Below are 25,628 nucleotides of genomic sequence, written 5' to 3'. Positions count from 1 at the left end.
ACGATCCTAGGGTGAGGGATTAACCGGTGTGAATCCTTTGACTGTTCCTACGAATCCGCGTCCGAGGGCACGGCGGTCGTTTGGTGGACTTCCACAAAGGCATCCGCGATTAGTTGTGCGGTGGCCTCAATCTGCCACGCCCGGGCACCGAGCAGCGCGAGTGTGTCGCCCACGGTCGCCGCATCGGCGGGTTCCGGCGGCTGCCAGGCCACGCGGCGCAGGTGATCCGGGGTGAGCAGGTTCTCGAGCGGAACCATCCGCTCCTCGGACACGGCCACGAGCGCGGCCCTGGCCGCCTTGAGGCGGAGGTCGGCGTCTGGGTTGCGGTCGGCCCAGGCGCGCGGCGGTGGCAGGGCGTCGCCGTTCGGTTTGGCCGACGGCAGGTCGCCGCTGGCCAGGCCGGCTTGAATCGCCTTCCACCAGCGGTCGAGTTCAGTCCGGCTGGCACGGCCGTTGAATTCACGCAGGTCAGCCAACGCATTCCGGGAGGCCGGCAGGATGCGCGCCGCGGCCACCAGGGAGGCATCGGGAACCAGCCGTCCAGGCGAGACGTCGAGTTCCTGGGCGAGGGCGTCCCTGGCTACCCACAGTTCGCGGGCGACGGCCAGGTTGCGCTGGCCCCGAACGGCGTGCAGGCCGGACAAGCGGCGCCACGGTTCGGCACGCGCCGGCTTGGCCTCACGGGCCAGCACGGCAGCGAACTCTTCGTCGGCGATGGCGGTCTTGTCCGACTCGACGAGCAGTTCGGCCATCCGCTCACGCAGGTCAGGCAGCAGCTCGACGTCGAGGGCCGCGTAGACCAGCCAGCTCTCCGGCAGCGGCCGGGTCGACCAGTTGGCGGCGGAGTGTTCCTTCGCCAGGTGGATGCCGAGGAGTTCTTCGACGACGGTGCCCAGTCCCACGCGGGGCAGGCCGAGCAGCCGCGCCGCGAGTTCGGTGTCGAAGATGCGGGCCGGATCGAGTCCGACCTCACGGAGGCAGGCCAGGTCCTGGCTGGCGGCGTGCAGGATCCACTCCTCGTCGGCCAGGGCCTCGTTGAGTTCGCTGAAGTCGCCGATGGGTGGGGGATCGAAGAGGAACGTGCCCGCACCGCGGCGGTAGATCTGGATGAGGTAGGCCCGTTGCGAGTACGTGAACCCTGACGCACGTTCGGCGTCGATGCCGATCGGACCGGTACCGGCCAGCAACTCATCGATCGCCGCGAGGTAGGCCGCGCGGGTATCGATGACGCTGTGGTCACCCACGAGCGGCACGGCGGGCCGAGAGATCGGCGACCGCCATGGTGGGGGCGCCGGCGGGGCTTCCAGCGGTGCCCAGCCCAACGGAGTCCAGCACATCGGAGCCCAGCACATCGGAGCCCAGCCCAGCCGAACTCAGCCCAACGGCCTTCAGCCTGACGGTGCCACGTCCCACGGCGTTGATTCGTACGGCGTTGATTCCTACGGCGTTGCTGTCAACGGCGTTCATTCCCACGGCGTTCATTCCCACGGTCTCCCTGCCGGCACCGGGAGTGCCGAGCGGATCTGGGCCGGCGGTATCGACACCGACCGTTTCCATGCCTCCGGAATCGGGCCCGGTGGCGGTCACTCCCAGCGTAGGGAGTCCGGAGCCGCTTCGCCGCATCGACGTGATGGACGGACCGATCGAATCGAGGGGGCCGACGCTGATTCCGCCGGTGCCGGACGCCTCGTCGTGACGGGCGTCGTGCGGTTCAGTGCTGGCTTCATGCGTCCCTGGGCGGTGCGATCCGGCTTCGTGTGCGCCGGGCTGGTGTGTGCTGCCGTGATGGGAGCTGCCGGGATTCGACCCCGCAGGGTGGCTGCGGCGGGGCAGTGTGGGCAGGTCCGTGGTCGGCGGCAGGCCGGCCAGCATGCAGAGCAGTTCCCCCCAGCCCTCGACATGCGCGCCGAGGTCGTTGTCGAGAGGACTCCAGGATGCCCTCAGCTCGATCTGGGCGCCGTCGCCCTGGTGCGCCAGCTCGCCGAATCCGGAGGAGAGGATCTTGGTGGCCGTTCCGGACGCGGCGGTGTACCGGGCGCCGCGGGCGTCCAGAGCGTCGACGAGCCAGGCCCAGGCCACCTCGGCGAGGAACGGATCAACCCCGATGTCGGTCTCCAGGGGAGCTTGGGCGAAACAGACCACCCGGAACGGTCCTCCCCAGCTCTCGGGCTCGTCGGGGTCGTAGAGCAGGATGAACCGTCCGGTGCCGAAGTCGGAATCGCTTCCGTGCCGCACCGGAGTCACGTCGGCGGAGAGCGCGACGGAATAGGGAGCGAGGTTTCCGGGAGCTGATATCTCGGTGACGATGAGCTCGGCCCGCGGGGTGGCGTGACGGATAGCGTCGAGCGCCGCGGCAAATTGCGCAGGGCGCTGGGGCTGATCCTCTGAATCGGGCACGTCTGCAGACTAGAGTTTTTTCCGTGCGCTGGTGCGAGGCACGCCGAACAACCGGAGGTCAGGCATGACGGGACGCCAGCCGGGACACCCCCGGGCACGCCGCAGCAGCAGAGGGAGCCTCGCGCCGGGCAACGGCAGGACGGGACGAGGGTCCTCTGGGCGACGTCCGATGAGCGGTCTTGCCTCCGCCGCACTGGTGGTTGCCGGGGGAGCCGTGGCTGTCGCTGCGGCCGGCAGCCTCGCCGTGGCGGTGCTGGCCGGTGTGATGGCGCGGCGTGTGGTGACGCCGTCCTCCAAGCGCGCCGACGACACCCGGGTGTTCGACGTCGACCTCGCGGCGGGCACCATCACGCTGGAGGCCACGGCCGACGCCGTGTTGCCCGGTGACTACAGCTTCTGGTTCGCGGCCGACTCGGGCCACGCCAGGCTCGGTCGGATCGTGTCCAGGACGCCGGGCACCGTCACGCGGCGCATCCTGGGCGTGGATTTCGGCGACCTGGCCACCGTGCGGTCCGGCCGCTTGGGCGGATACTCCTTCCTCGGCCCGTGGGACCTCGGGCTGGACTTCACGAACGTTTCCGTGGCCACCGACAGGGGCGACGCCCCCGCCTGGCTCATCCCTGCCGCGGAGCCGTCAGGGCTCTGGGTGATTCAGGTGCACGGGCGAGGCGTGCGGCGGCAGGAGACCCTGCGTGCCGTTCCGGTCTTCCACGCGGCGGGCTACACCGCCCTGCTCGTGTCGTACCGCAACGACGGCGACGCTCCGGCCAGCGCCGATGGGCGGTTCGGCCTGGGCGACACGGAGTGGCGCGACGTCGAGGCGGCCATCGCCTTCGCCGCCGGGAACGGGGCCACCCAGATCGTCTTGATGGGTTGGTCGATGGGCGGTGCGATCGTGCTGCAGGCGGCCACCAGGGCGGTGCACGACGGCCGGCTCACCGGTATCGTGCTCGATTCCCCGGTGATCGACTGGGCGGACGTCGTGGCCTACCAGGCACAGCTCCTGCACCTGCCGCAGGTTGTGGTCAGGGGAGCCCTCGCGGTGATGGGCCGCAGGTGGGGCCGCGCCGTGACCGGGTTGCACTTCCCGATCGATTTTCCCCGGCTGGATTTCGTCTCCCGGGCGGCGGACCTGAACCTGCCGATCCTCATCCTGCACAGCGACGACGACGGGTACGTCCCGTCCGCCCCGTCGCGGTCCCTGGCGGCGAGGCGTCCCGACATCGTGACGCTCGTGCCGTTCTCGGTCGCCAGGCACACCAAGCTCTGGAACTACGACCCCGCTGCCTGGAACTCGGCCATCCTGGGCTGGCTGACCCGCCTCGGAGCGGAGCATCCGGCTGTCGAGGCCACCCACACGAGCTGAACGGGCCGCGCCGGGGACGATCAGGCCCGCTCGGCCACACGCTCCCGCAGCTGCCGTTTCGTGCGGCCGAGCATGGCCGTCATGCCGCGCAGCCGCAGCGGCGACACGGCCTGAGTAAGGCCGATCGACTGCGGGTAGTCTTCGGGGACGGCCAGAACCTCGGCGACGCTCAGGCCGTCGAGGCCCTGAGCCAGGATCGACGCGAATCCGCGCGTCGTGGGCGACTCGGCCGGTGCGGTGGCGTACAGGTGCACAGCGCCGGTCTCGTCCACCTCCACGAAGATGAAGACGGGGGACTGGCATTCCACGACCCGTTCGAAGAGGTCGGGGTGGTCCCGGTAGCGTTCGGGAAGCTCCGGAAGCGAATTGGAGAATTCGAGCAGGAGGAGCAGCCGGTCGCTCTGTTCGAGCGCCAGGAAGTCTTCGCGGATCTCGGCCAACGGCTCGGGAAGGTCGGTGGTGGTCATCATGTCAATTCTGCCATGGCGGTGGGCGCCAACCGGGAGGTCATCGCGGCGTGGGGACTGAGCCGGGGTCGCTGCCCTGCACGATGGGCACCCGCACGGCGCTTCCCCACTCGGTCCAGGAGCCGTCGTAGTTGCGCACATCCTTCAGGCCGAGGAGGTGGGTGAGCACGAACCAGGTGTGGCTGGACCGCTCGCCGATGCGGCAGTACGCGATGACCGGCTCCGCGCCGGTGAGTCCGGCTTCGTCACGGTAGATGGCATCGAGTTCGCCGCGCGGCCGGAACGTGGCGTCGTCCGCCGCCGCCCGTGCCCAGGGCACCGAGACCGCCGAGGGGATGTGGCCGGCCCGCAGGGACCCCTCCTCGGGGTAGGCGGGCGCCGTGGTGCGTGCACCGCTGTATTCCTCCGGCGAGCGCACATCCACCAACGGACGCCCGAAGTGCGCGAGCACATCCTCCTTGAAGGCCCGGATGGGGGCGTCGACCCGCTCCACCACGGGGTAGTCGACGGGCCGGGCGGATTCCCGGTCCGTCGTCACCTCGCGGTCTTCGGCGAGCCATTTCTGTCGGCCGCCGTCGAGCAGGCGAACGTCCTCATGGCCGAAGAGGGTGAACACCCACAGCGCGTAGGCGGCCCACCAGTTGCTCTTGTCGCCGTAGATCACCACGGTGCTGTCGCGGCTGATTCCCTTCCGGCCGAGCAACGCGGCGAAGGCCGTGCCGTCGATGTAGTCCCGTTCCACGGGGTCGTTGAGGTCGGTGTGCCAGTCGATCTTGACCGCTCCGGGGATGTGGCCGCTCTCGTAGAGGATCACGTCCTCGTCGGACTCCACGACGACCAGGCCGGGGGTGCCGAGATGCGCCTGCAGCCACTCGGTGGACACCAGACGTTCCGGATGCGCGTAGTCGGCGAACGCGGGAGTGGGGTCGGTCGGGACGGTCATGATTTCCTCCTGGTGGTCGGGCAACGGTCGAACGGTGGTCCGCTCCGCTCTGGTGGCGGCGCCATACCTGCGTGACTGCATTTAGGCTGGTGGACATCCCGCGACCCGAATCTACCGGCGTGACCCGGCTTGCGCCGGTTCCGGCGCCGATAGACGCACGCGAGGCGCATGTCCCCGAGGTTTGCAAGGACGAAGACCCCACCGTTATTCCGCCAGGATGCCGGTTGCACAGACAGGAACCGGATGCCAGACATGGTCGACCAGACCCCGAAGAGCGCTGTTCGGTTGATCGACAGGTCGCCGTCGATCACGGGCGCCGAGATCGTCGCCGAACTGGTGCCGCCGCCGCAGTTCGAACACGCCTCCTTCGAGTCCTACCGCCCGGACCTCGACTACCCCTCCCAACTCGCCGCCGTCGAACGGTTGAACTCCTTCGCCGCCTGGCGGGCGCGGCCGGGCGGGTTCTTCTCTCGATCACGGCGGACCAAACCCGAGCTTCCGGGCGTCTACCTCGACGGCGGTTTCGGAGTCGGAAAGACCCACCTCCTTGCGGCACTCTGGCACGGCGCCCCCGGGCCCAAGTACTTCGGCACGTTCATCGAGTACACCGCGCTGGTCGGGGCGTTGGGCTACGCCGACACCGTGGCTCAACTCACCGGGGCCAAGCTCATCTGCATCGACGAGTTCGAGCTCGACGACCCGGGCGACACCATGCTGATGACCCGGTTGCTCGGCGAGCTCATCGCCTCTGGAACCCGTGTCGCGGCCACCTCGAACACGCCGCCGAACTCGCTGGGGGAGGGTCGCTTCGCGGCTGCGGACTTCCTGCGGGAGATCCAGGCGATGTCGGCCAACTTCGAAACCGTGCGCATCGACGGGCTCGACTACCGCCGCCGTGACGCGTCGGGGCATGCGCAAACGGTGCTCCCGGAGGAACTCGACCGGATGAGCACGGCTCTGGCCGCTCGCGGCAACCGGGTGTCCGTCGACGATTTCGGCACCCTGATGAGACACCTCAGCACCGTGCATCCATCGAAGTACATCAAGATGATCGCCGAACTCGACGTGATCGCGCTGCGAAACGTCTACCTGCTGACCGACCAGACGGATGCCCTGCGGCTCGTCGCGTTCATCGACCGCGTCTACGACGCCGAGATCCCGATCATCGCCAGCGGGGTTCCCCTGCACGACGTGTTCGATGCCGAGATGATGCAGGGCGGCTATCGCAAGAAGTACCAGCGGTCGCAATCGCGCATGGTGGCGTTGACCACAGGCGAGTTGCCACCGCACGCCGACTGACCGCACGCCGACCCTTCGCTCGCCGACCCACCGCATGCCGGTTCGTCCCACCGGGCGAGGCGTCACGCCCACCCGCGTTCTGCAGGGAGGTTCGCGGCCGTTGGAAACACGTTCTTAACGTTGCGGGCGGTTGCGTAACCTGCCTGAAACACGACGGTGCGGCTCTTGAAACGTCCTGGTCGGAGACTGAGTGGCGTACCCGGGACCGATACAGCACCCAGCACGCTCGTCATGAGGCTTCGCGGTACACCCAGCTAACTCGAGAGGTGTGAGGACAATCTATGGATACGGGAAGCATTGCATGGGGGTTGACGGCAACCGCACTGGTGCTGTTCATGACTCCGGGAGTCGCGTTCTTCTACGGCGGACTGGTCAAGGCCAAGAGCGTCGTCAGCATGATGATGATGAGCTTCGGAGCACTCGGGCTCATCAGCGTTCTGTGGATCCTCTACGGATACAACATGAGCGCCGTGGACGGGCCAACGCAGTTCGCGGGTAACCCCTTCTCGGACTTCGGTCTCGGAGCCCTCGCCACCGGCGAGACCGGCAGCACCGATCTCCTCGGCGCCACCTACGGCGCCACCTTCGCGATCATCACCGTCGCGCTGATCTCCGGTGCCGTCGCCGACCGCGCCAAGTTCGGCTCCTGGATGATCTTCGCCGGTATCTGGGCCACCTTGGTCTACTTCCCCGTCGCCGCCTGGGTCTGGGGCGGTGGCTGGATCATGAGCCTCGGCGAGACCCTCGGGCTGCCGGGAGTCATCGACTACGCCGGTGGTACCGCTGTGCACATCAACGCCGGTGCTGCTGCGCTGGCTCTCGCACTCGTCCTGGGCAAGCGCATCGGCTTCCAGAAGGGCATCACCAAGCCGCACAACGTGCCGCTGGTCCTGCTCGGCGCAGCCATCCTCTGGTTCGGCTGGTTCGGCTTCAACGCCGGCGCCGAATGGCTCAACGGCCTCGCCAACGTCGGCCTCATCGTGGTCAACACCCTCGGCGCAACCGCTGCGGCCATCCTCGGCTGGATGATCGTGGAGAAGATCAAGGACGGCAAGGCCACCTCGGTCGGCGCCGCATCCGGTGCCGTCGCCGGTCTCGTGGCGATCACCCCCGCCTGCGCCAACCTCGAACCCGGCTGGGCCCTGCTGCTCGGTGTCGTCGCGGGTGCCGTCTGCGCCATGGCCATCGAGATGAAGTTCAAGTTCGGCTTCGACGACTCCCTCGACGTCGTGGGCATCCACCTCGTCGGTGGCATCATCGGCACTCTGTACCTCGGCTTCTTCGCCATCGGCACCGGCCTCTTCGTCGGTGGCGACCTGGGCCAGCTCGCCGTGCAGGCCATCGCAGCCTTCGCCGTGTTGATCTACTCGTTCGTCATCGCCTACGTGCTGGGCCTCGCCATCGAGAAGACCCTGGGCTTCCGCATCAAGAACGAAGACGAAGTTGCCGGCATCGACACCGTCGTGCACGGTGAAGAGGGTTACGCGCTCGACCGCGTCTAACCTGACTGCGGCCGACCAGGCCGACAGGCTCACGCTTGCGGGGCGGTGAGGAAGTGTACGGGTGCGTCACGCACCCGACGCCTTCTCACCGCCCTTCGTCGTTGCCCAGGGGAGGACGAGGGGAAAGGAGCCCCGGGTCGCGCCCCTTGACCGTGGGCACGGGCCGCGGCATCATCACCTCACTGGCGGTGACCCGAACACCGCGAGAAGCTCCGTCAAGGTCCCGGGAATCCGGGACCTTGACGGTGCCGGTGAGTTTCACGCACCTCCCCGCACATTCGAAGCGCCGCAGCCGGCGCCCCCAGGATCGAGACTTCGGCACCACCTATATCCAGGACGCAAATCGAGGACACTTCCCGATGGATCCCGCACCCACTCCGTTACCCCGTGAGCCGTGGGGACCTCCGGGGCTCGCCTCCGAGCCGGAGTGGTACCTGCACCGGTCGCGTCTGGATGACCTCGTCATCCGGCTCCAGGGCACGGATGCCCGCGTCCTCCAGCTCTGGGATGCCGCCGGATCGGGCAAGACCACCCTGCTGGCCGGGTGGGCGCGCCGGTTGGCCGCCGAGGGCGCCGAGGTGCGCTGGATGACCGGACCGGATCTCGTCACGGCTCGTGACCCGGATGCCGTGTGGCGGCTATTCGCTGAAACCCGGGACCTCCAGGCGCTCCGGGGCCGGCCTCCCGACGTCCCTCAAACGCACACGGCGCTGCGCTACGTGTTCATCGATGACGTCGACCTTCCCGCCGGGCCCGGCGAAACCGGACCGGCCATCCCGGACGGGTGGTGGCCGATGATCTCGCTGGCGCCCCCTGAGCTCCGCATCATTGTGGCGGGCCGCCGCCGCCCCGGCACGGGCACGGCACCGCTGCTGGCCGCCGGAGTGCTGCTGGACTGCCCGGAGGACATGCTCGCGTTCACCCTCGACGAGACTCTCGAACTGGCCGGGCGACGGCATCTGCGCGTGTCCCCGGAGGACGCCGCCGTACTGTGGCGCAACACCGGAGGGTGGGCCACGGCCCTCACCTTCGCTCTCGCCGGACAGGGACAGGACCGCGAACACACGGACCCGAGCCCGGCCGGCGACTCTGGCATCGCCGCCTCCGGGATCACGCACACCGAGGTCGGACCGGCCGGATCCACCCTCACCGACGTCGATGGGGCCACTCCCGCCATCGCCGACTACGTGGCCACCGAAGTGCTCGACGGCCTGGACGACGACGAACGGGACATCCTCATGCGCTCGGCCGTATCGTTCGTGGTGCCCCTTGACCTGGCTGTCCGGGTCACCGCCCGAAGCGATGCCGGCGATGTCCTGGAGCGGGTGTCCCGGAACAACGGGATGCTGGTGCGGGTGCCGGATGTTTCGCACAGGAGCGGGGCCGGCAGGAGTGGGGCTGGCGGTTCTGGCAGGACCGGCACGGGCTCGGTCGATTCGAGCGCCGAGACAAGCGTGGCGGCAGGGGAGGCCTACAGGTTCCATCCGATCTTGTTGAGCTACCTGCAGGCTGCGGCCCGCGGGCACGACGCCGATGCGACCAACGATCGGCATGTCCTGGCCTGCCACTGGTTCTCCGACAGATCCGAAGGCGCGGCGGCGCTGGACCAGGCGTTGCAGGCACGGGACGCCGCCCTCGTGGGAGAGGTACTCGATCGGTTCGGCCTGACGCTCGTTCTCTCCGGCGACACCGACCTGGTGGGGCGGGCACTCCGGCGTCTCGACACCCCGGTCCCGTCTACGGCGGCATTGGCCCTGCGGGTTCTGCTGGACGCACCGGCGTTCGCCGCCAGGCGGCGTGCGCACCAGCTCCTCGCCGCCGCGGGCGATACGGCGGGCGGGTCTGGGTTGAGCCCGCAGCGTCGTCCCGGGCTGTGGCCCGCCGTGATCGAGATCCTGCATGCCCTCCTCGCGGTAGAACCCGCTGACGTGGCGAAGCGGTTGCAGGCCCTGCAGGGTCATCGAGTGGGCGAGGCGGCTCGGCTCGACCTCGCAATCGACCTCCTCACCGGGATGGCGGAGGGGCGCTGCCTCGACAGACTCGGCCTCCCCGGGCCGGCGGAGGACATCCTGCGGGACGTCGCCGAGGCGGCTCGCATGGCCGACTACAGCTGGCTGTTCCTGGTCGCGAGCGACCTGGCGGCCACGGCGGCGGCCCACGCCGGCAGATGGTTGCAGGTGGCGATGTTGGAGAGCCAGATGGCGGAGTCCCCGGCCCCGCCCTCCGCGGCCGACCAGGTCAGCAGCCGAGCGGTTCTCTACACGATGATCCGCCGCTACGAACGCTGCCAACCGCTCGACGTCGACGCCGTGGAGAGGTTGAGCGCGCATCCGCACCTCGCCTACGACGCCGGCCTGAGCGTGCCAGCCCAGGTGCTCCTCCTGCTGAACGGTTTCGACACCGACCCGCACTCGCGGCGCACCATGGACACGTTGATGCTGCTGATGCGTGAGGTCGGTTCGGACCACCCCCGGTCACTCAGCCTCTGTTGTGTGCCTCTCCTCGAGGTGAGCGGTGCGCTCGACGGCCGACCGGAGACGCAGGCCGTGGTGCGATTGGTGGAATCGGTCCTGGGGGAGGAGTCTCTCGAGGCGCTGCTGCTTCGATTCCTGTCGGTACCGCCCACGCGGGCGGGGCATCCGGCCGAGGAACGCCTGCGCGAGGCCGCGCTCGACGAACGGACCGCCTGGCGCGGGTCGACCATCGTGAGTGCGTGGATTGCCCTCGCTCACGTGGCAGAGCTCTCGGGGCGGCACGTCGAGTCGGATGCGCGGCTGCTCCGGGCCCTGCGCCTGGCCAGCCAATTCGGTACCGAGCGGGCGTTCCTCGCCGTGGGCGGCCAGGGCACGGCCCTCATCCGCAGCCGCCTCGGCCGGCTCGGCGATCTCGACGAGTTCGCCCGGCACATCCTGCGCTGCGCTGCGCGCGTGCGGCCCAGCCCTCGCGGTCCCGGTACAGAGGCCGGCAGGAGCAGCCCGCAGCTTACCCAGCGGGAACGAGAGGTGCTGCGGGAGCTGCCTGTGCACCAGTCGGTGGCTGACATCGCGCGCAAGCGCAACGTGAGTCCGAACACCGTCAAGACCCATCTGCGCAACATCTACCAGAAGCTCGAGGCGGCGAACCGGGCCGATGCTGTGGCGATCGCCCAGGAGCGCGGCTTGCTCTGAGCTAGATTCACCCGGATCGGGTGACTCGACTCCGTGCGCCCGCGGCGACACTGCAGCCACACGACATGCGAAGGGATCTGCCATGGAGGAATACACGTACGGACCGGTGGAGCTCCTTCTCATCTCGTTCGACGGCGACCGCCCGGGGCCTGCCCTGCGGCAGGCGCTGCTCGACCTCATCGAGGAGCGAACCATCACCCTGCTGGACCTGATCTTCGTCAACCGCACCGCGGACGGGGAGGTGCTCATCGTCGAGATGGAGGACCTGCCGGAGAAGGCGCAGCTTCCTGACCTCGACCTCGGTGAGCTGGGCCTGGCCGGTATCGACGACGTGGAGGAACTCGCCACGCAGCTGGAGCCGGGCACCTCGGCCGCGGTGCTCGTTGTCGAACTGACCTGGGCCCGGCATTTCGCGTCGGTCCTGGCCGCCTCCGGGGGCGCGGTCCTGCACCAGGAGCGCATTCCAGCCGCCGCGGTGAACGCCGTGCTCGAGGCCGCGCGCTGACCCGCGACCCGGCACACGCTCCAACACCCATACCCACACCGATACCCACTGAGGAGTCGAACATGTCCCCACGTCGAATGGGCCGCCCGGGCCTGATCGGAATGGCCGCCCGCACCGCCGTCGTCGCCGGCACGGCCACCGCCGTCAGCGGCAATGTGTCCCGCAGGCAACAGGCCAAGGCGCAGGAAGCGCAGTCCCAGGCCGACGCGCAAGCGCAACAGGCGCAATATGCCGCCCAACAGCAATATGACGCCCAGCAGGCCCAGCAGCAGGCTCCGGCCTCCGATGATTCGGGCATGCTGGCCCAACTGAACCAGCTGTCGCAGCTGCACAACGCCGGGGTGCTCAGCGACGACGAGTTCACCGCGGCGAAGGCGAAACTTCTGGCCTGATGCGACGAGAAATCCGTCGAACAGCCCACGTCGGCGTGCCGGGACGCTAGCCTACTGGGAGGTTCGGGGGCCCTTCTGCCTCGCGCGCCGAGACGTTCGCTCCGCGCGGACCGGAAGGAAGCCCATGTTATTCGATCTTCTCAGCCTCCCCATCGTCGGAATCGTCTTCCTGGTCCTGGTGGTCGGAGTGGTCGTGCTCGTCTACGCCCGCACGATCTACAAGAACGCCGGCCCCGATGAGGCACTCGTCATCACCGGGAAGAAGTCCAAGAAGACCATCGTCGACGGCGCCACCCTCGAGGAGTCCGGACAGCGTGTCGTGCACGGCCAGGGTGTGTTCATCACCCCGTTCTTCCAGAAGGCATTCAAGATCAGTCTGCGCAGCCGCGCCATCGAGATCACCGCTGTCGCACAGGACCGCAACGGGATCACCCTCACGGTCGAGGCCGTCGCCATCGTCAAGGTCGGGGACGACCCGACAGCCATCCGCGCAGCCGCCCAGCGGTTCCTCGGCCAGGACAAGAACATCGACAACTTCGCGCAGGAGGTCCTCAGCGGATCGTTGCGGTCGTCGATCGGCGCCACGGACGTCATGACCATCATCCAGAAGCGCGATGAACTGGGTTCGTCCGTACTGGCCACGGCCCGCGAATCCCTGGCCAACCAGGGCGTGGACGTCGACTCCTTCGAAATCAAGGGCATCACCGACGAGAACGACTACATCCGCGACCTCGGTCGCGCGGAGCAGGCCAAGGTGCGCCGCCAGGCCGAGGTCGCCGAGCACCAGGCCAACCGGGAAGCCCAGGAGGCGTCGATCATCGCCGAGCAGGCCGTCGCCGAAGCGCAGAACACCCTGGCGCTGCGCAAGGCCGCCCTGCAGCTCGATACCGACAAGGCGGCCGCAGAGGCCGCGGCGTCGAAGCCGCTCGCCGAGGCCAAGGCCCAGCAGGCCATCGTGCAGGAGCAGGAGCTGACCGCCAAGCGCCGGGCCAGCCTCCGTAAGGCCGAGCTCGACTCCGAGGTCAACGCCGTGGCTGACGCCGATGCGTACCGGGTGCGGGTGTCCGCGAACGCTGCCGCCGAGGCCCGGGTCTCGGCCGCCAACGCGGACAGGGACAGCCGCGTGGCATCCGCCGAGGCCATCCGCGCAGAGGGACAGGCCAATGCCGATGCCATCCTGGCCCGCGGTTCGGCCGAGGCCGAGGCCACTCGCTTGAGCGCCCAGGCCGTCGCCGAGCAGTCGGAGGCTCTCATCCAGCTGCGTCTGGTGGAGATGCTGCCGAAGATCGCCCACGAACTCGCCGCCCCGATGGGCAACATCGACCAGCTCACGGTCATCTCGACCGACGGTGCGAGCCAGCTCAGTAAGAACGTCGCCTCGGGCTTCTCCGAGGTCGACGCCGTCCTGGCCTCCACCATGGGAGTGGGCATCAAGGACCTGCTGGGCGGGCTCATCGGCGGAACCGCCGCCGGAACGGCTCTGGCCCGGACGCGCGCGACCGAGGGCTTCCTCTCCGCGGACGACGCTTCTGGCGTGCCGGACGCCACTGTCGGCGCGGATGCCGTCTAACCTGACATCGTGAACGGTACGGGGATTGACGGTACGGGGATGAGCGCTGCCGGCATGGGCGAGGCCTGGCCGGTCTCCGCCGTGGCGCCCCCGCTGGCCGGCCGGGCGACAGCCAGCCAGCGGTGGTCCCACCTCGCCTTCCTGCACTGGCGGGTGGATGCCGCGTTGGTCGCGCCGCTCCTCCCTGCCGGGCTCCGGCCCGATGAGTTCGGCGGCTCGAGCTGGGTAGGTCTGATCCCGTTCGTGCTCGACCGGGCCACGGTGTTCGGCAGCCCGCCGGTGCCGTACTTCGGCAACTTCGTCGAGGTCAACGTGAGACTGTACGCCGTGGATGAGAAGGGCCGACGTGGCGTCGTCTTCGTCTCCCTCGAGGCGTCCAGGCTTGCGGCGGTCCTGGCGGCGCGTGCGCTGTTCTCGATTCCCTACATGTGGTCGCGCACCCGGCTGCAGGTCACGGCGGGAGACTTCCACTACTCGTCGACCCGCCACTTCGCGGCAGACGCGCACAGTGACATCGTGATCCGGCCAACCACGACACCCGTGGTGGGCGATCCCGTCGCCGACTTCCTCACGGCCCGCTGGGCGTTGTTCACCCGGGTCCGCGGCCGCACCGTACACCTCCGCAACCACCACGAACCCTGGGCGCTCTTCACGGCTGAGCTCGTCTCGCTGGACGACTCTCTGCTGGCCACGGCAGGATTCCCGGGACTGGCCGGCAGCCGGCCGCCGGACTCCGTGCTCTATTCGCCGGGTGTCACCACCTGGTTCGGCACCCGGGGATAGTTGGGCTCTACCACCAGCTGCGTGACGCGCAGCTCACCGGCGCGTGGCTTTGAGCACGGCGTCGGCGACGGTGACCGCCGTGCCGACCGGGTCCTGGGCCACTCGTGGCCGCGTTTCGGCGATCTCGATCTGCCACCGACGCGTGTCCAGGGCGGCGGCGAGCTCCCGCGCGGTGAAGAATAGGTCGGGGTCGGGCATCCGGTGCACCGTGGTGTGCACATCGGACACGTCATGGCCGACGATCAGCAGCGTCCCGCCGGGCGCCACCGCGTCGGCGAGCCGAGCGAACAGGCCCGTGCGCGCCGAGGAGGGCAGGTGCATGAACTGCGCGGTCACCAGATCGAAGGAAGCGGCCGGGGGAGCCCACTCGGTGAGGTCGTGCTGCTCCCACGTCAAGCGGCCGGCGATCGTACCTCCGGTCGCCGGGTCGTGTGCGGATACCGGATCGTCGCCGGCCTGCCTGGCGCGCTCCGCGGCTCGCGCCAGGGCGACACCGGAGAAGTCCACGCCCGTCACCTGCCACCCCCTGGAGGCCAACCAGATGGCATCCGCACCCTCGCCGCAGCCGATGTCCAACGCTCGTCCGGCCGGCAGGGCCAGAGTCTCGGTCATCAGCACCGGGTTGGCCAGGCCGCTCCAGACCCCGTCCCTGCTGCCGTAACGCGTGTCCCAGTACTCCTGGCCGAATTCTTCGCTCATCGGGTGAGTCCCGTCTGATCTGTCGTGACTGATTCACGTGTGGTGCCTGACTCTGACGTCGCGCCCCCATCATCCCGCACGTCGGTCGGGAGTCCGTGGCGGCGGTCGCCGAGCAGCCTCCGCGCGTTGCCGGCTTCAGCGGCAACCGAGAACGGACGCCGGTAGGCCGCCACGGCGGACTCTACCTCGTCGCCGATCAGATGCGAGTTGATGGCGGCGGCCACGGATATTCCCGCGGCGGCGGCGACCATGACCTGGGCCATCGGGTTGGTGGCATTTCCGGCCGTCCAGAGACCGGGCACCACGCTGCCGCCGCTGAGCACCTGTCCGGTCGCGTCCGCGTCGAGGTGCGTGCCGACGCCGAGCGGATGCGCCGTGGCCTCCACCCCCAGACCATCGAGGAACCCGGCGCGGGCGTTGAGGCCCGTAGCAACGACCAGAGCCTGAATCGGGATCGAGTGCCCACCGGCCAAACGGACGCCGGTCAGGGCGTCATCGGTCACCTCCAGGGCGTCGACCGGTCCGATCGCCACTCCGATTCCGCGAGCCGCAAGCTGCTCCCACTCGGCGTCCGTCGGCCCATGGTCGGTGGAGAGGGCGCCGTCGGCGTCGAGCATCTCCGTGTGGAGGAACAGGGTGACGTTGTCGCTCCACTGACGGAACAGGAGCGCTTGGTGTACGGACCTGGGGCTGGTGCCCAGGATGCCGATGGCCTGATCCCGGACCTCCCAGCCGTGGCAGTAGGGGCAGTGCAGCACATCGATGCCCCAGCGGTCCTGCAGGCCGGGCACCTCGGGCAGGGCGTCGACGAGCCCGGTTGCGACCAGGAGGCGGCGCCCGGTCGCCCGGGTGCCGTCCTCGAGCACGACCTCCAGGCCGGCGTCGGTGCGCCGGGCGTCAGCGGCCCGACCGCTGAGGATCTGCGCGCCGTAGGCCTGAGCCTCGGCGCGACCGAGACGGACCAACTCTGCAGGGCTGAGCCCGTCCCGGGTGAGGAAACCGTGCACACCCTGAGCGGGTGCGTTGCGTGGTTCACCGGCATCGATGACGAGCACCGAGCGGCGGGCGCGGCCCAGTACCACAGCGGCGCTGAGGCCGGCAGCGCCCCCTCCGACGATCACCACGTCGTAGACCTTCGTGTGTTCCGAACCGGCCGCCGCCGGGTCTGGCAGGGCAGGATTCGCGGCGCGGGGGGAGGTGTCGGGGGAGGCTTGTGCGCGTTCAGGTCTGGTCATAGGACCATGGTGGGATGCCGGCGAGCAGATGACAAACGGAATTGCCGATCCGGCAAGTTGATCCGATCGTCGAGGCGCTGGAACCGGCAGCGCGACCACGAACGGGGTGTGGGAAGACACCCCGACCGGGCGGGTGTGGAGGTGGAGTGGTGCCTGGTCAGTCGATCTCCACGAAGTGCCGCACCTCGGGGAACGGATCGTAGAACGGGTGCAGGAGCGCCTTCCAACGCGTGTACTCGGGGGACCAACGGAAGCCTTCGGTGTGGTCCTCCAGCCGGTCCCAATCCACGAGGAGCAGGAAAGTCGTCGGTTCCTCCACGGACCTCGACAGGCTGAGCGCCCGGAATCCGGGCATCGACTCGATGAGTGGCCGTGCTGTGCGGAATGCCAGCAGGAATTCCGCCTCGCGGCCGGCCAGCACGGGAAGCACAGCGTGTTCTCTGATCATCCGTCGAGACTAACGGCCGCCGTGAGGCCGGAGGCTGTCGCCTGAGCTCGGCGAGTAGCATCGACCGGGTGCGCCCGGCGACGGGTCGACCCGAACCCGGCAGCGCGCCCGTCGCCGGATCCCACCGAGACGGGACACCACTTCAGATGAACACCTCAGCAGCAGCAGGCGACACCAGGGCGAGCACCGTGCTCGGCGCCGACCACTACTCCGACGAACTCGTCTCCGCCGTGCGGGCGGCGACGGAGGCGGCGGCGCACGCCGCCGGGGCCTGGTTCGGACGTGGGGACAAGAACGCGGCCGATGCGGCAGCCGTCGCGGCGATGCGTGAGGTTCTCCTCCCGGCCCCGTTCGCCGGAGTCGTCGTGATCGGCGAGGGCGAGAAAGACGAAGCCCCGATGCTGGCCAATGGCGAAGAACTCGGATCCGGCCGGGGACCGGCCTGCGACATCGCCGTCGACCCGCTCGACGGCACCCGGTTGGTGCAGGAGGGCTTGCCCGGGTCGGTGAGCGTGATCGCCCTGGCCCCGCGTGGCACGCTCTTCGACCCCACTGACGTCTTCTACATGGACAAACTGATCTCCTCGGCGGCGGCGCGCGGAGTGTTGGACCTGAGAGCGAGCCCGGCAGTCAACGTCGTGCGCCTGGCAGCAGCCCTGGGAAAACCGGTGCACGACATCACCGTGGCCGTTCTCGACAAGCCGCGGCATCGGGCGCTGATCGCCGAGCTGCGGATGGTGGGAGCCCGCGTCCGGCTCGCGGGGGAAGGGGACGTGTCAACGGCGGTCACCGCGGCAACGCCCGGCAGTGACATCGACGTCGTGATGGGTATCGGGGGAACACCCGAGGGAGTGCTGACGGCTTGCGCCGTCCGGGCGCTGGGCGGGTTCATGGAGGGCCGACTGGCACCCCAAGGCGACGACCAGGTGCGCACCGCACTGGCCGCCGGCCACGACCTGACGCGCGTTCTCTCGCTCGACGACCTGGTTTCCAGCGACCGAGTGCTCTTCGCATCCTCGCCGATCCGGTAGACAGCCGCTCCGGGGCGGTGCCCGTCCAGAGCCATCGTGGACACCGGACGGCTTGGGCACAAAAAAACCCCGCCGGAAGCGGGGAATTCTGTGGGCGATGCGGGACTCGAACCCACGACCTCTTCCGTGTGAAGGAAGCGCGCTACCAACTGCGCCAATCGCCCGAACCACATTCGAAACCCTCTCGACTGCGACATCTGATACTAGACCAGACCGGGTGCCCAGCGCACATCGAGAGGCCGCGACACGCGGCATTCGCTCGGTTTGAATTCGCGTCGCACTATCGGCTAGAGTCTTCAAAGCACGCAGGAATGCGAGCAGTTGCGGATGTGGCGCAGTGGTAGCGCATCACCTTGCCAAGGTGAGGGTCGCGAGTTCGAATCTCGTCATCCGCTCGAATTGAGTCGGCCGAAAGGCCGGCTCTCTTTGGTAGTAACCCACGCATGATCGGGTGCTGCAGGCACGGTTTTACAAGCACGGTGGATTGGCCGAGAGGCGAGGCAGCGGCCTGCAAAGCCGTATACACGGGTTCGAATCCCGTATCCACCTCCAGCCTGAGAAGTACTGCAATCGAGTACTCGCAGGATCTGGGCGATTGGCGCAGCGGTAGCGCGCTTCCCTGACACGGAAGAGGTCACTGGTTCGATCCCAGTATCGCCCACAGAGAGTCATCTGAACGGCATGAAAACCCCCGGTAAACCCGGGGGTTTTTTGTTTTTCCCGCGTAATCACTGGGCAGAACGGCCTATTTGAGGCCAATCGGAAGTCCTGCGACGCGTCATGTGCACACGAGGTCCCTGAGATCGGGTAGAGTCTTCCAAGCACGCAGAAATGCGCGTAGTTGCGGATGTGGCGCAGTGGTAGCGCATCACCTTGCCAAGGTGAGGGTCGCGAGTTCGAATCTCGTCATCCGCTCGAAGTTGATCGGCCGAAAGGCCGATTTTCTTTGGTGTACACGTTTGACCGAACACGGTGGATTGGCCGAGAGGCGAGGCAACGGCCTGCAAAGCCGTCTACACGGGTTCGAATCCCGTATCCACCTCCAGACCGCGAGAATTCTCTGCGGGCCTGGGCGATTGGCGCAGCGGTAGCGCGCTTCCCTGACACGGAAGAGGTCACTGGTTCGATCCCAGTATCGCCCACACTCACACCCCCGCCCACAGCGGGGGTTTTCGTGTTCCAGGGGCCGGACCGCGAGCATGCTTGCGCGAACCCAGTGCGGCTCCGATAGGCGGCTCCGATAGCGCGGCTCCGACAGTTCAGTGCACGCTCCACGAACTCGCCTGATCGTTCAGACCACCCAGCCCACTGGCGTTGGTGGTGTACCCGGTGGACGAACCGGCGTAGTTCTCATTGGCGAAAAGAGCCGTGGTGCAGCCGTTGAAGCTGCGGTAGGACGAGGCGCGGTCATTCCAGCCGATCGACCCCAGGCTGGCAACACCCCAGCCGCAACCGCTCGAGATCGACAGGGCGTAGGAGCCGCCGCCGTATCCGCTGTTGTCGTAGATCACCGAAATCACGGTGGACGCCACGGCAGCCGTTCCGGTGGTCGCCGCGCCGGTGCTCGCTGACCGCGCCGACGCGGGCAACGAGCCCGGGATGGCACCATCGGGAACCGTCAAGAGCACGCCGCGCTCACGGGCCACGGCGGCGACCAGATCGACACCCCGGTCCACGCACAGGCTCGCCCCGGTGCCGAGGTCGGCCCAGCAGGCGTAGTCGGCCGTCGGCAGGCCGGCGGCGCCAGCCGGACCGGCTGCACCCGCACAGGCGGCCATCAGCCCGAGGGCTACTGCCGCTACGGCCCCTCTGGCTCGCCAGCCGGGGCGCTGGAGCGGGCCATCGGCACGTACCCCGGTGGCGTGTCCGGACGGCCTGCAACGGCTGGCGGTGTGATGGTCCATCGGGAGCTCCTCGCGTCGTGGCCACCCGGGGCGGGCGACGACGCGCTCACTCAACACGGCCCCGGCCGACGGCGTCAAGACGTTTCGGGATGATCGACCCGAATTGGGGTGGGACGATCATGGTGCGCACCCCCGACCCTGAGACGATGGAGCGGCCCGCGGACACTACCGGGTAAGGGACCGCGGTGACGCGGGACCCATGGGGGGACCGGCACGGCGAGAGCCAGGGTGAGAAGGGGGAGCAGGTGGGGGACCAGGTGAGTGAGCAGGCCGGTGCGGTTGCGGGTGCAGACTCGTCGCCTCGCTCCGACCTGCCTCCACCCGCTGTGTCTTCATCCGGCCTGTCGACCACCACAACCGACGTCCTCCTGTTCTCGCGTGTGCAACAGGGCGACCGTCGTGCGTTCCAGGAACTCTTCCGGCGTCACCAACGCGCCGTCTATTGGGCAGCGTTCTCGGTGCTGCGGTCGCGGCCCGACTCCGAGGAGGCCCTGCAGGACGCGTTCCTGACGCTGTGGAACAAGCGGCTCGGCGTGGACCTGGTAGGGGAGTCGGTGCTGCCCTGGCTCGTCACGACGGCCCGGTATCTCGCTCTGAACCGGCGCCGCTCCGAGACTCGCCGGCCACGGGACAGCCTCGATGATCGCGCAGATCTCGCCGACCCTGCTCCCTCCCCGGAGAGTGCAGCGATCGCCGCCGAAGCCCGGCGGCATATCCAGGACATCATGGCCGCGCTGCCGGAGGTCGACCGGCGCATCTTCGACCTGTGCCTCATGGACGACCTCAGCTACGAACAGGCCGCCCAGCGTCTGGGGATCACTCACGCCACTCTCCGCAACCGGCTGTCCCGCCTCAAGGGGCGCCTCCGCGCCGAACTCACTCTGCTGAAGGGAGAACCGCACCATGCTGCCCAGTGACCTGCTCACGCCCACCGACGACGAATTCGAACGCGTCGAGGCGCGCCTTCTCCAGACGATCGACGCCCAGCAGACTCATCGGATGCACCGGCATCGCGCCGTCGCGGTGGTCTCGGCCGTTCTGCTGGTCGCCGGTGGCGGAGCCACGGCCTGGGTCACCTTGGCCACCCCCGAACTCCGCACCACCTCGGCCTACTGCTACTCGGCCCCCAGTACCGACTCCGCGTTCACGCAGGTCGGCTCCCCCAGCGACCAGATCGCGCCGGACGGCACCGTCACTCCCGCCGTCCCGATCCCCGATCCAGCGGATGCGGCGCTGTCGAACTGTGCCGCAGTCTGGGCGATCGACTTCTTCGGCGGCGGCACCCCGGTCGTCCAGCCCCCGATCGACGGCGAACCGGCCACCGACGGCACCCCATCCGGCACCGAGACCGGCGCCGACAGTGCGCCGGAGTTCGTGGTGCCGCCCCTGCGGGCCTGCCTGCGCCCCGACGGTGTTGTCGCGGTCTTCCCCGTCCCTCCCTCCGACCCGAACACGGACGACGCGGCCGGCTTCTGCGCCGAGCTCGACCTGCAACTGCCCTATCGTCCGTAGCCGCCCACGGCCCGCCCTGAACCCGCCAGGACCCGCCGCCGAACCGGTCGAGGCGTGCCGGAGGGTGTGCCCCGGCCACCCCGTCACCGCGCGCACTCCCGCCCGCTAAAGTTGAATGATTCGTAATTCAAGGGAGCTATACACGTGGTTGACGGTTTCGAGCTATTCACCGACCGATCCGTTGTCGCCATGCGCGTCAACGGTGTCCTTACGGACCTCGCCGCGCAGGTGACCCCGACGGATGACGTCACCCCGGTCACCATCGATTCTCCCGACGGCCTGAGCATCCTGCGCCACTCCGCCGCGCACGTTCTCGCGCAGGCCGTGCAGACCGTCAACCCGGCAGCGCGCCTGGGCATCGGCCCGCCCGTCACCGACGGCTTCTACTACGACTTCGACGTGGCCGAGCCCTTCACCCCCGAGGACATCAAGTCCCTCGAGAAGGCCATGGACCGCATCATCCGGCAGGGCCAGCGCTTCGTGCGCCGTGTCGTCACCGACGATGAGGCACGTGCCGAGCTCGCCGCTGAGCCGTACAAGCTCGAGCTGATCGGTCTCAAGGGGGTCTCGACAAGCTCGAGCACCGACACCGGAGACAACGAGTCCGTCGAGGTGGGCGGCGCCGAGCTGACCATCTACGACAACGTCGACCCGAAGACCGGCGAAACCGTCTGGAAAGACCTCTGCCGCGGCCCGCACCTGCCGAACACTCGCATGATCGGCAACGGCTACTCGCTCACCCGCCTGGCCGCCGCCTACTGGCGCGGCTCGGAGAAGAATCCGCAGCTGCAGCGCATCTACGGCACCGCGTGGCCCACCAAGGACGAACTGCGCGCCTACCAGGCGCGCCTGGCCGAGGCCGCCAAGCGCGACCACCGCAAGCTCGGCCAGGAACTGGACCTGTTTTCGTTCCCCGAGGAAATCGGCTCCGGCCTGGCGGTCTTCCACCCCAAGGGTGGCATCATCCGTGCCGAGATCGAGAACTACATGCGTGAGCGCCTGCTCGCCAACGGTTACGACCTCGTCAACACCCCGCACATCACCAAGGGACACCTCTTCGAGACCAGCCAGCACCTCAACTGGTACCGCGACGGCATGTTCCCGCCCATGCACCTCGACGAAGAGGTCGACGCCGAGGGCAACGTGACCCGTCAGGGCCAGGACTACTACCTCAAGCCCATGAACTGCCCGATGCACAACCTGATCTTCAAGGCCCGCGGCCGCAGCTACCGCGAGCTCCCGTTGCGCCTGGCGGAATTCGGCACCGTCTACCGCTACGAGAAGAGCGGCACGTTGCAGGGCCTCACCCGGGTACGCGGCCTCACCCAGGACGACGCGCACATCTACGTCACCCAGGACCAGGTCAGGGCCGAGGTCGCCAGTCAGCTCGAGTTCGTCTTCGAGACGCTCCGCGGCTACGGCCTCACCGACTTCTACCTGGAGCTGTCCACCCGCGACCCCAAGAAATCCGTCGGCACCGACGAGCAGTGGGAGGCCGCAACCGACACTCTGCGCCAGGTCGGACTGGACTCGGGTCTGGAACTGGTTGCCGACCCCGGGGGAGCGGCGTTCTACGGTCCGAAGATCTCGGTGCAGGCCCGCGACGCGATCGGTCGTACCTGGCAGCTGTCCACGGTTCAGCTCGACTTCAACCAGCCGGAGCTGTTCGGCCTGGAGTACACGGCACCGGACGGCTCCCGTCAGCAGCCCGTGATGATCCACCGCGCCCTGCTCGGATCCATCGAACGTTTCTTCGCCATCCTGCTCGAGCACTACGCCGGAGCGTTCCCCGTTTGGCTCTCTCCGGTGCAGGTCATCGGTATCCCCGTGTCCGAGCAGTACGAGGACTACCTCTGGGAGGTCCTGGCCACGCTCAAGACCGCCGGGGTGCGCGTCGAACTCGACTCCTCGAGCGACCGGATGCAGAAGAAGATCCGCAACGCCACCCTGCAGAGGATCCCGTTCCAGCTCATCGTGGGTGAAGAGGATCGTGCCAACAACGCGGTCAGCTTCCGGTTCCGCGACGGGACCCAGGAGAACGGTGTGCCCATCGACGACGCCGTCCGCCGGATCATCGCGTCCATCAAGACCCGTGCCCAGGTTCTCGGCGACGCTGACTTCTCCGAAGCAGACGCCTCGCTCGCCCCGGTCGGTGTGGCCGCGCCGGAACTGGCCTGACGATGACGGACACCTCCGGCACAGGACCGAGAGACACCCCCTGGGATCGGCTGTCCGGCAGCCCGCAGGACGCCGCCGAGGGGGTCCAGGTGGAGAACTCGGGCGACTTCGCCGCGGTCCCGGATGCGTTCCAGCGGCTGTGGACGCCGCACCGGATGGTGTACATCCAGGGTGGCCAGCAGCCGCATCCCGATGACTGCCCGTTCTGCATCGCACCGTCGATGGACGACGAGAAGGCGCTCATCGTGGCGCGCGGCACGCACGCCTACGTGCTGCTGAACCTGTTCCCGTACAACAGCGGCCACCTGCTGGTATGCCCGTACCGGCATGTTGCGACGTATGACGAGGCCACGCCGGAAGAGGTCGCCGAAATCGGTAGCCTGACCCAGACGGCCATGCGGGTGCTCAAGGCCACCAGTGGCTGCGACGGGTTCAACCTCGGGATGAACCAGGGACGCATCGCCGGTGCCGGGATCGCGGAGCATCTGCACCAGCACATCGTGCCGCGGTGGGCGCTGGACTCGAACTTCTTCCCGATCATCGCCGGCACCAAGGCGATACCGCAGCTCCTGGGCGACGTGCGCCGCTCGGTCGCGGAGGGCTGGCCCGCCGGGGAGTCCTGACCCTTCACCGCTTGGGCGTCGGTTTATCAGCAGTATCCCTCGTGCCGGCACCCGAACGGCGGCACCCCACTCAAGGAATAGAATCGAAGTTATGACTGACACCACAACTCCTGAGCAGTTCGGCTCGAGCCGCGTCAAGCGCGGACTCGCTGAGATGCTGAAGGGCGGCGTCATCATGGACGTCGTCAACGCCGAGCAGGCCCGCATCGCCGAAGACGCCGGCGCCGTCGCCGTCATGGCGCTCGAGCGCGTTCCCGCCGACATCCGCTCGCAGGGTGGTGTCGCCCGCATGAGCGACCCCGACCTGATCGACAGCATCATCGCCGAGGTCTCCATCCCGGTGATGGCCAAGGCCCGCATCGGCCACTTCGTCGAAGCACAGGTGCTGCAGGCACTCGAGGTCGACTACATCGACGAGTCCGAAGTGCTCAGCCCGGCCGACTACGTCAACCACATCGACAAGTGGAACTTCACGGTTCCGTTCGTCTGCGGTGCGACGAACCTGGGTGAGGCGCTTCGCCGCATCACCGAGGGTGCCGCGATGATCCGCTCCAAGGGCGAGGCCGGCACCGGCGACGTGTCGGAGGCCACCAAGCACATCCGCACCATCAAGGGTGAGATCGCCCGGCTCTCCTCACTCACCAAGGACGAGCTGTACGTGGCCGCCAAGGAGCTGCAGGCGCCGTACGAACTGGTCGCCGAGATCGCCGCGACCGGCAAGTTGCCCGTCGTGCTCTTCACCGCGGGCGGCGTGGCCACCCCGGCCGACGCGGCCATGATGATGCAGCTCGGCGCCGACGGCGTCTTCGTCGGTTCGGGCATCTTCAAGTCCGGCAACCCGCAGGAGCGCGCCAACGCGATCGTCAAGGCCGTCGCGTTCTACGACGACGCCAAGATCATCGCGGACGTCTCCCGCGGCCTCGGCGAAGCGATGGTCGGCATCAACGTGGCCGACCTCCCCGCACCGCACCGCCTCTCCGAGCGCGGCTGGTAACACCCGCTTCATGGCCGTTGGAGTACTCGCCCTGCAGGGCGACTTTCGCGAGCATGCCGCGATGCTGAGTTCGCTCGGCAGCGAGGTGCTGCTCGTCCGCCGCCCGGAGGAGCTGGCCGTCGTCGACGGCCTGGTGATCCCGGGCGGCGAGTCCAGCGTGATGGACAAGCTGACCCGCCTGTTCGGCCTGGCCGAACCGCTGCGGGCGGCCGTGGGCGCCGGGCTGCCCGTGTACGGCACCTGCGCCGGACTGATCATGCTGGCCGACACCGTCCTCGACGGCATCTCCGGGCAGCAGAGCCTGGGCGGGCTCGACATCAGCGTGCGCCGCAACGCCTTCGGCTCGCAGACCGCCTCGTTCGAGACCGACCTGGATGTGCCCGTGCTCGGAGGCCCGCCCGTGCACGCCGTGTTCATCCGTGCGCCCGTCGTGGAGAGCGTCGGACCGAACGCCACGGCCCTGGCCACGGTCGCCGACGGCCGCTGTGTCGCGGTGGAACAGGGCAACCTGATCGGCACGTCCTTCCACCCCGAGATCACCGGGGAGCACCGATTCCACGAGTACTTCCTGCAGAAGGTCCGAAGCGCCGGCTTCCGGTCGTGACGAACCGTT

22 protein-coding genes, 7 tRNA genes and 1 pseudogene are annotated in these 25,628 nt (G+C 68.4%); 21 read left to right on the top strand and 9 right to left on the bottom strand.

All coding sequences use genetic code 11. The features are described 5' to 3' along the window. Positions 1-47 precede the first annotated feature (47 nt). Together PA27867_RS09645 and PA27867_RS09640 are read right to left on the bottom strand one after the other, a co-directional pair. Positions 48-1,244 (bottom strand): HRDC domain-containing protein, encoded by a 1,197-nt coding sequence (locus PA27867_RS09645; protein ID WP_066599561.1) that lies wholly within the window; start codon positions 1,242-1,244, stop codon positions 48-50. A 598-nt stretch (positions 1,245-1,842) separates the two neighbouring features. Continuing rightward, positions 1,843-2,397 (bottom strand): annotated as a pseudogene (locus PA27867_RS09640) (DUF3000 domain-containing protein); the annotation flags it as partial. Positions 2,398-2,566: 169 nt separating this feature from the next. Here PA27867_RS09640 and PA27867_RS09635 point away from each other — a divergent pair. Then, positions 2,567-3,763, top strand: coding sequence for an alpha/beta hydrolase family protein (locus PA27867_RS09635; protein WP_066595763.1), 1,197 nt, complete (start codon positions 2,567-2,569; stop codon positions 3,761-3,763). Between the two features lie 20 nt (positions 3,764-3,783). Here the strand turns inward: PA27867_RS09635 and PA27867_RS09630 are convergent, their stop codons facing one another. Both PA27867_RS09630 and PA27867_RS09625 read right to left on the bottom strand, forming a co-directional pair. Further along, positions 3,784-4,233, bottom strand: coding sequence for a SufE family protein (locus PA27867_RS09630; protein WP_066595761.1), 450 nt, complete (start codon positions 4,231-4,233; stop codon positions 3,784-3,786). 37 nt (positions 4,234-4,270) lie between these two features. Beyond that, positions 4,271-5,173: a sulfurtransferase gene (locus PA27867_RS09625; RefSeq protein WP_066595759.1), complete on the bottom strand. Its 903-nt coding sequence runs from the start codon at positions 5,171-5,173 to the stop codon at positions 4,271-4,273. 252 nt (positions 5,174-5,425) lie between these two features. Between PA27867_RS09625 and zapE the strand changes: the two genes are divergently transcribed. The 7 genes from zapE to PA27867_RS09590 all read left to right on the top strand — a co-directional run bounded on the left by zapE (position 5,426) and on the right by PA27867_RS09590 (position 14,391). Further along, positions 5,426-6,472, top strand: a complete 1,047-nt coding sequence (gene zapE / locus PA27867_RS09620) for a cell division protein ZapE (RefSeq protein WP_066595756.1) — start codon at positions 5,426-5,428, stop codon at positions 6,470-6,472. A 281-nt stretch (positions 6,473-6,753) separates the two neighbouring features. Beyond that, on the top strand, positions 6,754-7,974 hold the full coding sequence (locus tag PA27867_RS09615; RefSeq protein ID WP_066595753.1) for an ammonium transporter: 1,221 nt from the start codon (positions 6,754-6,756) through the stop codon (positions 7,972-7,974). Between the two features lie 359 nt (positions 7,975-8,333). Next, positions 8,334-11,141, top strand: a complete 2,808-nt coding sequence (locus PA27867_RS09610; protein ID WP_066595749.1) for a LuxR C-terminal-related transcriptional regulator — start codon at positions 8,334-8,336, stop codon at positions 11,139-11,141. Positions 11,142-11,223: 82 nt separating this feature from the next. Continuing rightward, the gene (locus tag PA27867_RS09605; RefSeq protein ID WP_066595748.1) at positions 11,224-11,646 is read left to right on the top strand and encodes a DUF6325 family protein; all 423 of its coding nucleotides are present in this window, start codon (positions 11,224-11,226) and stop codon (positions 11,644-11,646) included. A 62-nt stretch (positions 11,647-11,708) separates the two neighbouring features. Then, the gene (locus tag PA27867_RS09600; protein WP_236900675.1) at positions 11,709-12,038 is read left to right on the top strand and encodes an SHOCT domain-containing protein; all 330 of its coding nucleotides are present in this window, start codon (positions 11,709-11,711) and stop codon (positions 12,036-12,038) included. Between the two features lie 124 nt (positions 12,039-12,162). After that, positions 12,163-13,608, top strand: a complete 1,446-nt coding sequence (locus PA27867_RS09595; RefSeq protein WP_066595740.1) for a flotillin family protein — start codon at positions 12,163-12,165, stop codon at positions 13,606-13,608. 39 nt (positions 13,609-13,647) lie between these two features. After that, complete coding sequence (locus tag PA27867_RS09590; RefSeq protein ID WP_084020936.1) at positions 13,648-14,391, top strand: YqjF family protein; 744 nt, start codon at positions 13,648-13,650, stop codon at positions 14,389-14,391. A gap of 33 nt (positions 14,392-14,424) precedes the next feature. Here PA27867_RS09590 and PA27867_RS09585 read toward each other — a convergent pair whose 3' ends face one another. The 3 genes from PA27867_RS09585 to PA27867_RS09575 all read right to left on the bottom strand — a co-directional run bounded on the left by PA27867_RS09585 (position 14,425) and on the right by PA27867_RS09575 (position 16,773). Beyond that, positions 14,425-15,090, bottom strand: a complete 666-nt coding sequence (locus tag PA27867_RS09585) for a class I SAM-dependent methyltransferase (RefSeq protein ID WP_066595739.1) — start codon at positions 15,088-15,090, stop codon at positions 14,425-14,427. Further along, complete coding sequence (locus PA27867_RS09580; protein ID WP_084020934.1) at positions 15,087-16,325, bottom strand: NAD(P)/FAD-dependent oxidoreductase; 1,239 nt, start codon at positions 16,323-16,325, stop codon at positions 15,087-15,089. The genes PA27867_RS09585 and PA27867_RS09580 overlap by 4 nt, the downstream gene beginning before the upstream one ends. Positions 16,326-16,482: 157 nt before the next feature. Then, positions 16,483-16,773: an antibiotic biosynthesis monooxygenase family protein gene (locus PA27867_RS09575; RefSeq protein WP_066595737.1), complete on the bottom strand. Its 291-nt coding sequence runs from the start codon at positions 16,771-16,773 to the stop codon at positions 16,483-16,485. A 146-nt stretch (positions 16,774-16,919) separates the two neighbouring features. Here PA27867_RS09575 and glpX point away from each other — a divergent pair, with 146 nt between their 5' ends. Further along, entirely contained in the window at positions 16,920-17,804 is an 885-nt protein-coding gene (glpX, locus tag PA27867_RS09570; protein ID WP_066595735.1) for a class II fructose-bisphosphatase, read from the top strand. Positions 17,805-17,895: 91 nt separating this feature from the next. Here the strand turns inward: glpX and PA27867_RS09565 are convergent. Continuing rightward, positions 17,896-17,968: transfer RNA gene (locus PA27867_RS09565), tRNA-Val, on the bottom strand. Positions 17,969-18,127: 159 nt separating this feature from the next. Between PA27867_RS09565 and PA27867_RS09560 the strand changes: the two genes are divergently transcribed. From PA27867_RS09560 to PA27867_RS09535, 6 genes are all read left to right on the top strand, one after another. Next, positions 18,128-18,199: transfer RNA gene (locus PA27867_RS09560), tRNA-Gly, on the top strand. Between the two features lie 83 nt (positions 18,200-18,282). Then, a tRNA-Cys gene (locus PA27867_RS09555) sits at positions 18,283-18,356 on the top strand. A 37-nt stretch (positions 18,357-18,393) separates the two neighbouring features. Next, positions 18,394-18,465 (top strand) — tRNA-Val (locus PA27867_RS09550). Positions 18,466-18,647: 182 nt separating this feature from the next. Next, positions 18,648-18,719: transfer RNA gene (locus tag PA27867_RS09545), tRNA-Gly, on the top strand. A 56-nt stretch (positions 18,720-18,775) separates the two neighbouring features. Then, positions 18,776-18,849 (top strand) — tRNA-Cys (locus tag PA27867_RS09540). A 25-nt stretch (positions 18,850-18,874) separates the two neighbouring features. Next, positions 18,875-18,946 (top strand) — tRNA-Val (locus tag PA27867_RS09535). Positions 18,947-19,063: 117 nt separating this feature from the next. Here the strand turns inward: PA27867_RS09535 and PA27867_RS09530 are convergent. After that, on the bottom strand, positions 19,064-19,708 hold the full coding sequence (locus PA27867_RS09530; protein ID WP_167550832.1) for a hypothetical protein: 645 nt from the start codon (positions 19,706-19,708) through the stop codon (positions 19,064-19,066). Positions 19,709-19,893: 185 nt separating this feature from the next. On the opposite strand from PA27867_RS09530, the gene PA27867_RS09525 reads away from it, so the two are divergent. From PA27867_RS09525 to pdxT, 6 genes are all read left to right on the top strand, one after another. After that, positions 19,894-20,625 carry an RNA polymerase sigma factor gene (locus tag PA27867_RS09525; RefSeq protein WP_208857247.1) on the top strand — a complete coding sequence of 244 codons (732 nt, stop codon included), beginning with the start codon at positions 19,894-19,896 and terminating at the stop codon, positions 20,623-20,625. Further along, positions 20,612-21,220 carry a hypothetical protein gene (locus tag PA27867_RS09520; protein WP_066595733.1) on the top strand — a complete coding sequence of 203 codons (609 nt, stop codon included), beginning with the start codon at positions 20,612-20,614 and terminating at the stop codon, positions 21,218-21,220. The genes PA27867_RS09525 and PA27867_RS09520 overlap by 14 nt, the downstream gene beginning before the upstream one ends. Before the next feature lie 144 nt (positions 21,221-21,364). After that, complete coding sequence (gene thrS, locus PA27867_RS09515) at positions 21,365-23,398, top strand: threonine--tRNA ligase (RefSeq protein WP_066595732.1); 2,034 nt, start codon at positions 21,365-21,367, stop codon at positions 23,396-23,398. A 2-nt stretch (positions 23,399-23,400) separates the two neighbouring features. After that, positions 23,401-24,021 (top strand): HIT family protein, encoded by a 621-nt coding sequence (locus PA27867_RS09510; protein ID WP_084020932.1) that lies wholly within the window; start codon positions 23,401-23,403, stop codon positions 24,019-24,021. A 91-nt stretch (positions 24,022-24,112) separates the two neighbouring features. Further along, positions 24,113-25,015: a pyridoxal 5'-phosphate synthase lyase subunit PdxS gene (gene pdxS, locus PA27867_RS09505; RefSeq protein WP_066595731.1), complete on the top strand. Its 903-nt coding sequence runs from the start codon at positions 24,113-24,115 to the stop codon at positions 25,013-25,015. A gap of 10 nt (positions 25,016-25,025) precedes the next feature. Further along, the gene (gene pdxT / locus PA27867_RS09500) at positions 25,026-25,619 is read left to right on the top strand and encodes a pyridoxal 5'-phosphate synthase glutaminase subunit PdxT (protein ID WP_066595730.1); all 594 of its coding nucleotides are present in this window, start codon (positions 25,026-25,028) and stop codon (positions 25,617-25,619) included. Positions 25,620-25,628: the final 9 nt, after the last annotated feature.

It is taken from the genome of Cryobacterium arcticum (assembly GCF_001679725.1).
In the GTDB taxonomy this organism is placed as follows: domain Bacteria; phylum Actinomycetota; class Actinomycetes; order Actinomycetales; family Microbacteriaceae; genus Cryobacterium; species Cryobacterium arcticum_A.
This window is presented reverse-complemented; position numbering and strand designations above follow the sequence as displayed.

Coding starts and splice junctions, on each gene's coding strand:
- glpX (WP_066595735.1), top strand. CDS start 16,920: ATGAACACCTCAGCAGCAGCAGGCGACACCAGGGCGAGCACCGTGCTC.
- PA27867_RS09595 (WP_066595740.1), top strand. CDS start 12,163: ATGTTATTCGATCTTCTCAGCCTCCCCATCGTCGGAATCGTCTTCCTG.
- PA27867_RS09580 (WP_084020934.1), bottom strand. CDS start 16,325: ATGACCAGACCTGAACGCGCACAAGCCTCCCCCGACACCTCCCCCCGC.
- PA27867_RS09575 (WP_066595737.1), bottom strand. CDS start 16,773: ATGATCAGAGAACACGCTGTGCTTCCCGTGCTGGCCGGCCGCGAGGCG.
- pdxT (WP_066595730.1), top strand. CDS start 25,026: ATGGCCGTTGGAGTACTCGCCCTGCAGGGCGACTTTCGCGAGCATGCC.
- PA27867_RS09630 (WP_066595761.1), bottom strand. CDS start 4,233: ATGATGACCACCACCGACCTTCCCGAGCCGTTGGCCGAGATCCGCGAA.
- PA27867_RS09600 (WP_236900675.1), top strand. CDS start 11,709: ATGTCCCCACGTCGAATGGGCCGCCCGGGCCTGATCGGAATGGCCGCC.
- PA27867_RS09615 (WP_066595753.1), top strand. CDS start 6,754: ATGGATACGGGAAGCATTGCATGGGGGTTGACGGCAACCGCACTGGTG.
- PA27867_RS09530 (WP_167550832.1), bottom strand. CDS start 19,708: ATGGACCATCACACCGCCAGCCGTTGCAGGCCGTCCGGACACGCCACC.
- PA27867_RS09520 (WP_066595733.1), top strand. CDS start 20,612: ATGCTGCCCAGTGACCTGCTCACGCCCACCGACGACGAATTCGAACGC.
- pdxS (WP_066595731.1), top strand. CDS start 24,113: ATGACTGACACCACAACTCCTGAGCAGTTCGGCTCGAGCCGCGTCAAG.
- PA27867_RS09635 (WP_066595763.1), top strand. CDS start 2,567: ATGAGCGGTCTTGCCTCCGCCGCACTGGTGGTTGCCGGGGGAGCCGTG.
- PA27867_RS09585 (WP_066595739.1), bottom strand. CDS start 15,090: ATGAGCGAAGAATTCGGCCAGGAGTACTGGGACACGCGTTACGGCAGC.
- PA27867_RS09610 (WP_066595749.1), top strand. CDS start 8,334: ATGGATCCCGCACCCACTCCGTTACCCCGTGAGCCGTGGGGACCTCCG.
- PA27867_RS09605 (WP_066595748.1), top strand. CDS start 11,224: ATGGAGGAATACACGTACGGACCGGTGGAGCTCCTTCTCATCTCGTTC.
- zapE (WP_066595756.1), top strand. CDS start 5,426: ATGGTCGACCAGACCCCGAAGAGCGCTGTTCGGTTGATCGACAGGTCG.
- PA27867_RS09625 (WP_066595759.1), bottom strand. CDS start 5,173: ATGACCGTCCCGACCGACCCCACTCCCGCGTTCGCCGACTACGCGCAT.
- PA27867_RS09510 (WP_084020932.1), top strand. CDS start 23,401: ATGACGGACACCTCCGGCACAGGACCGAGAGACACCCCCTGGGATCGG.
- PA27867_RS09590 (WP_084020936.1), top strand. CDS start 13,648: ATGAGCGCTGCCGGCATGGGCGAGGCCTGGCCGGTCTCCGCCGTGGCG.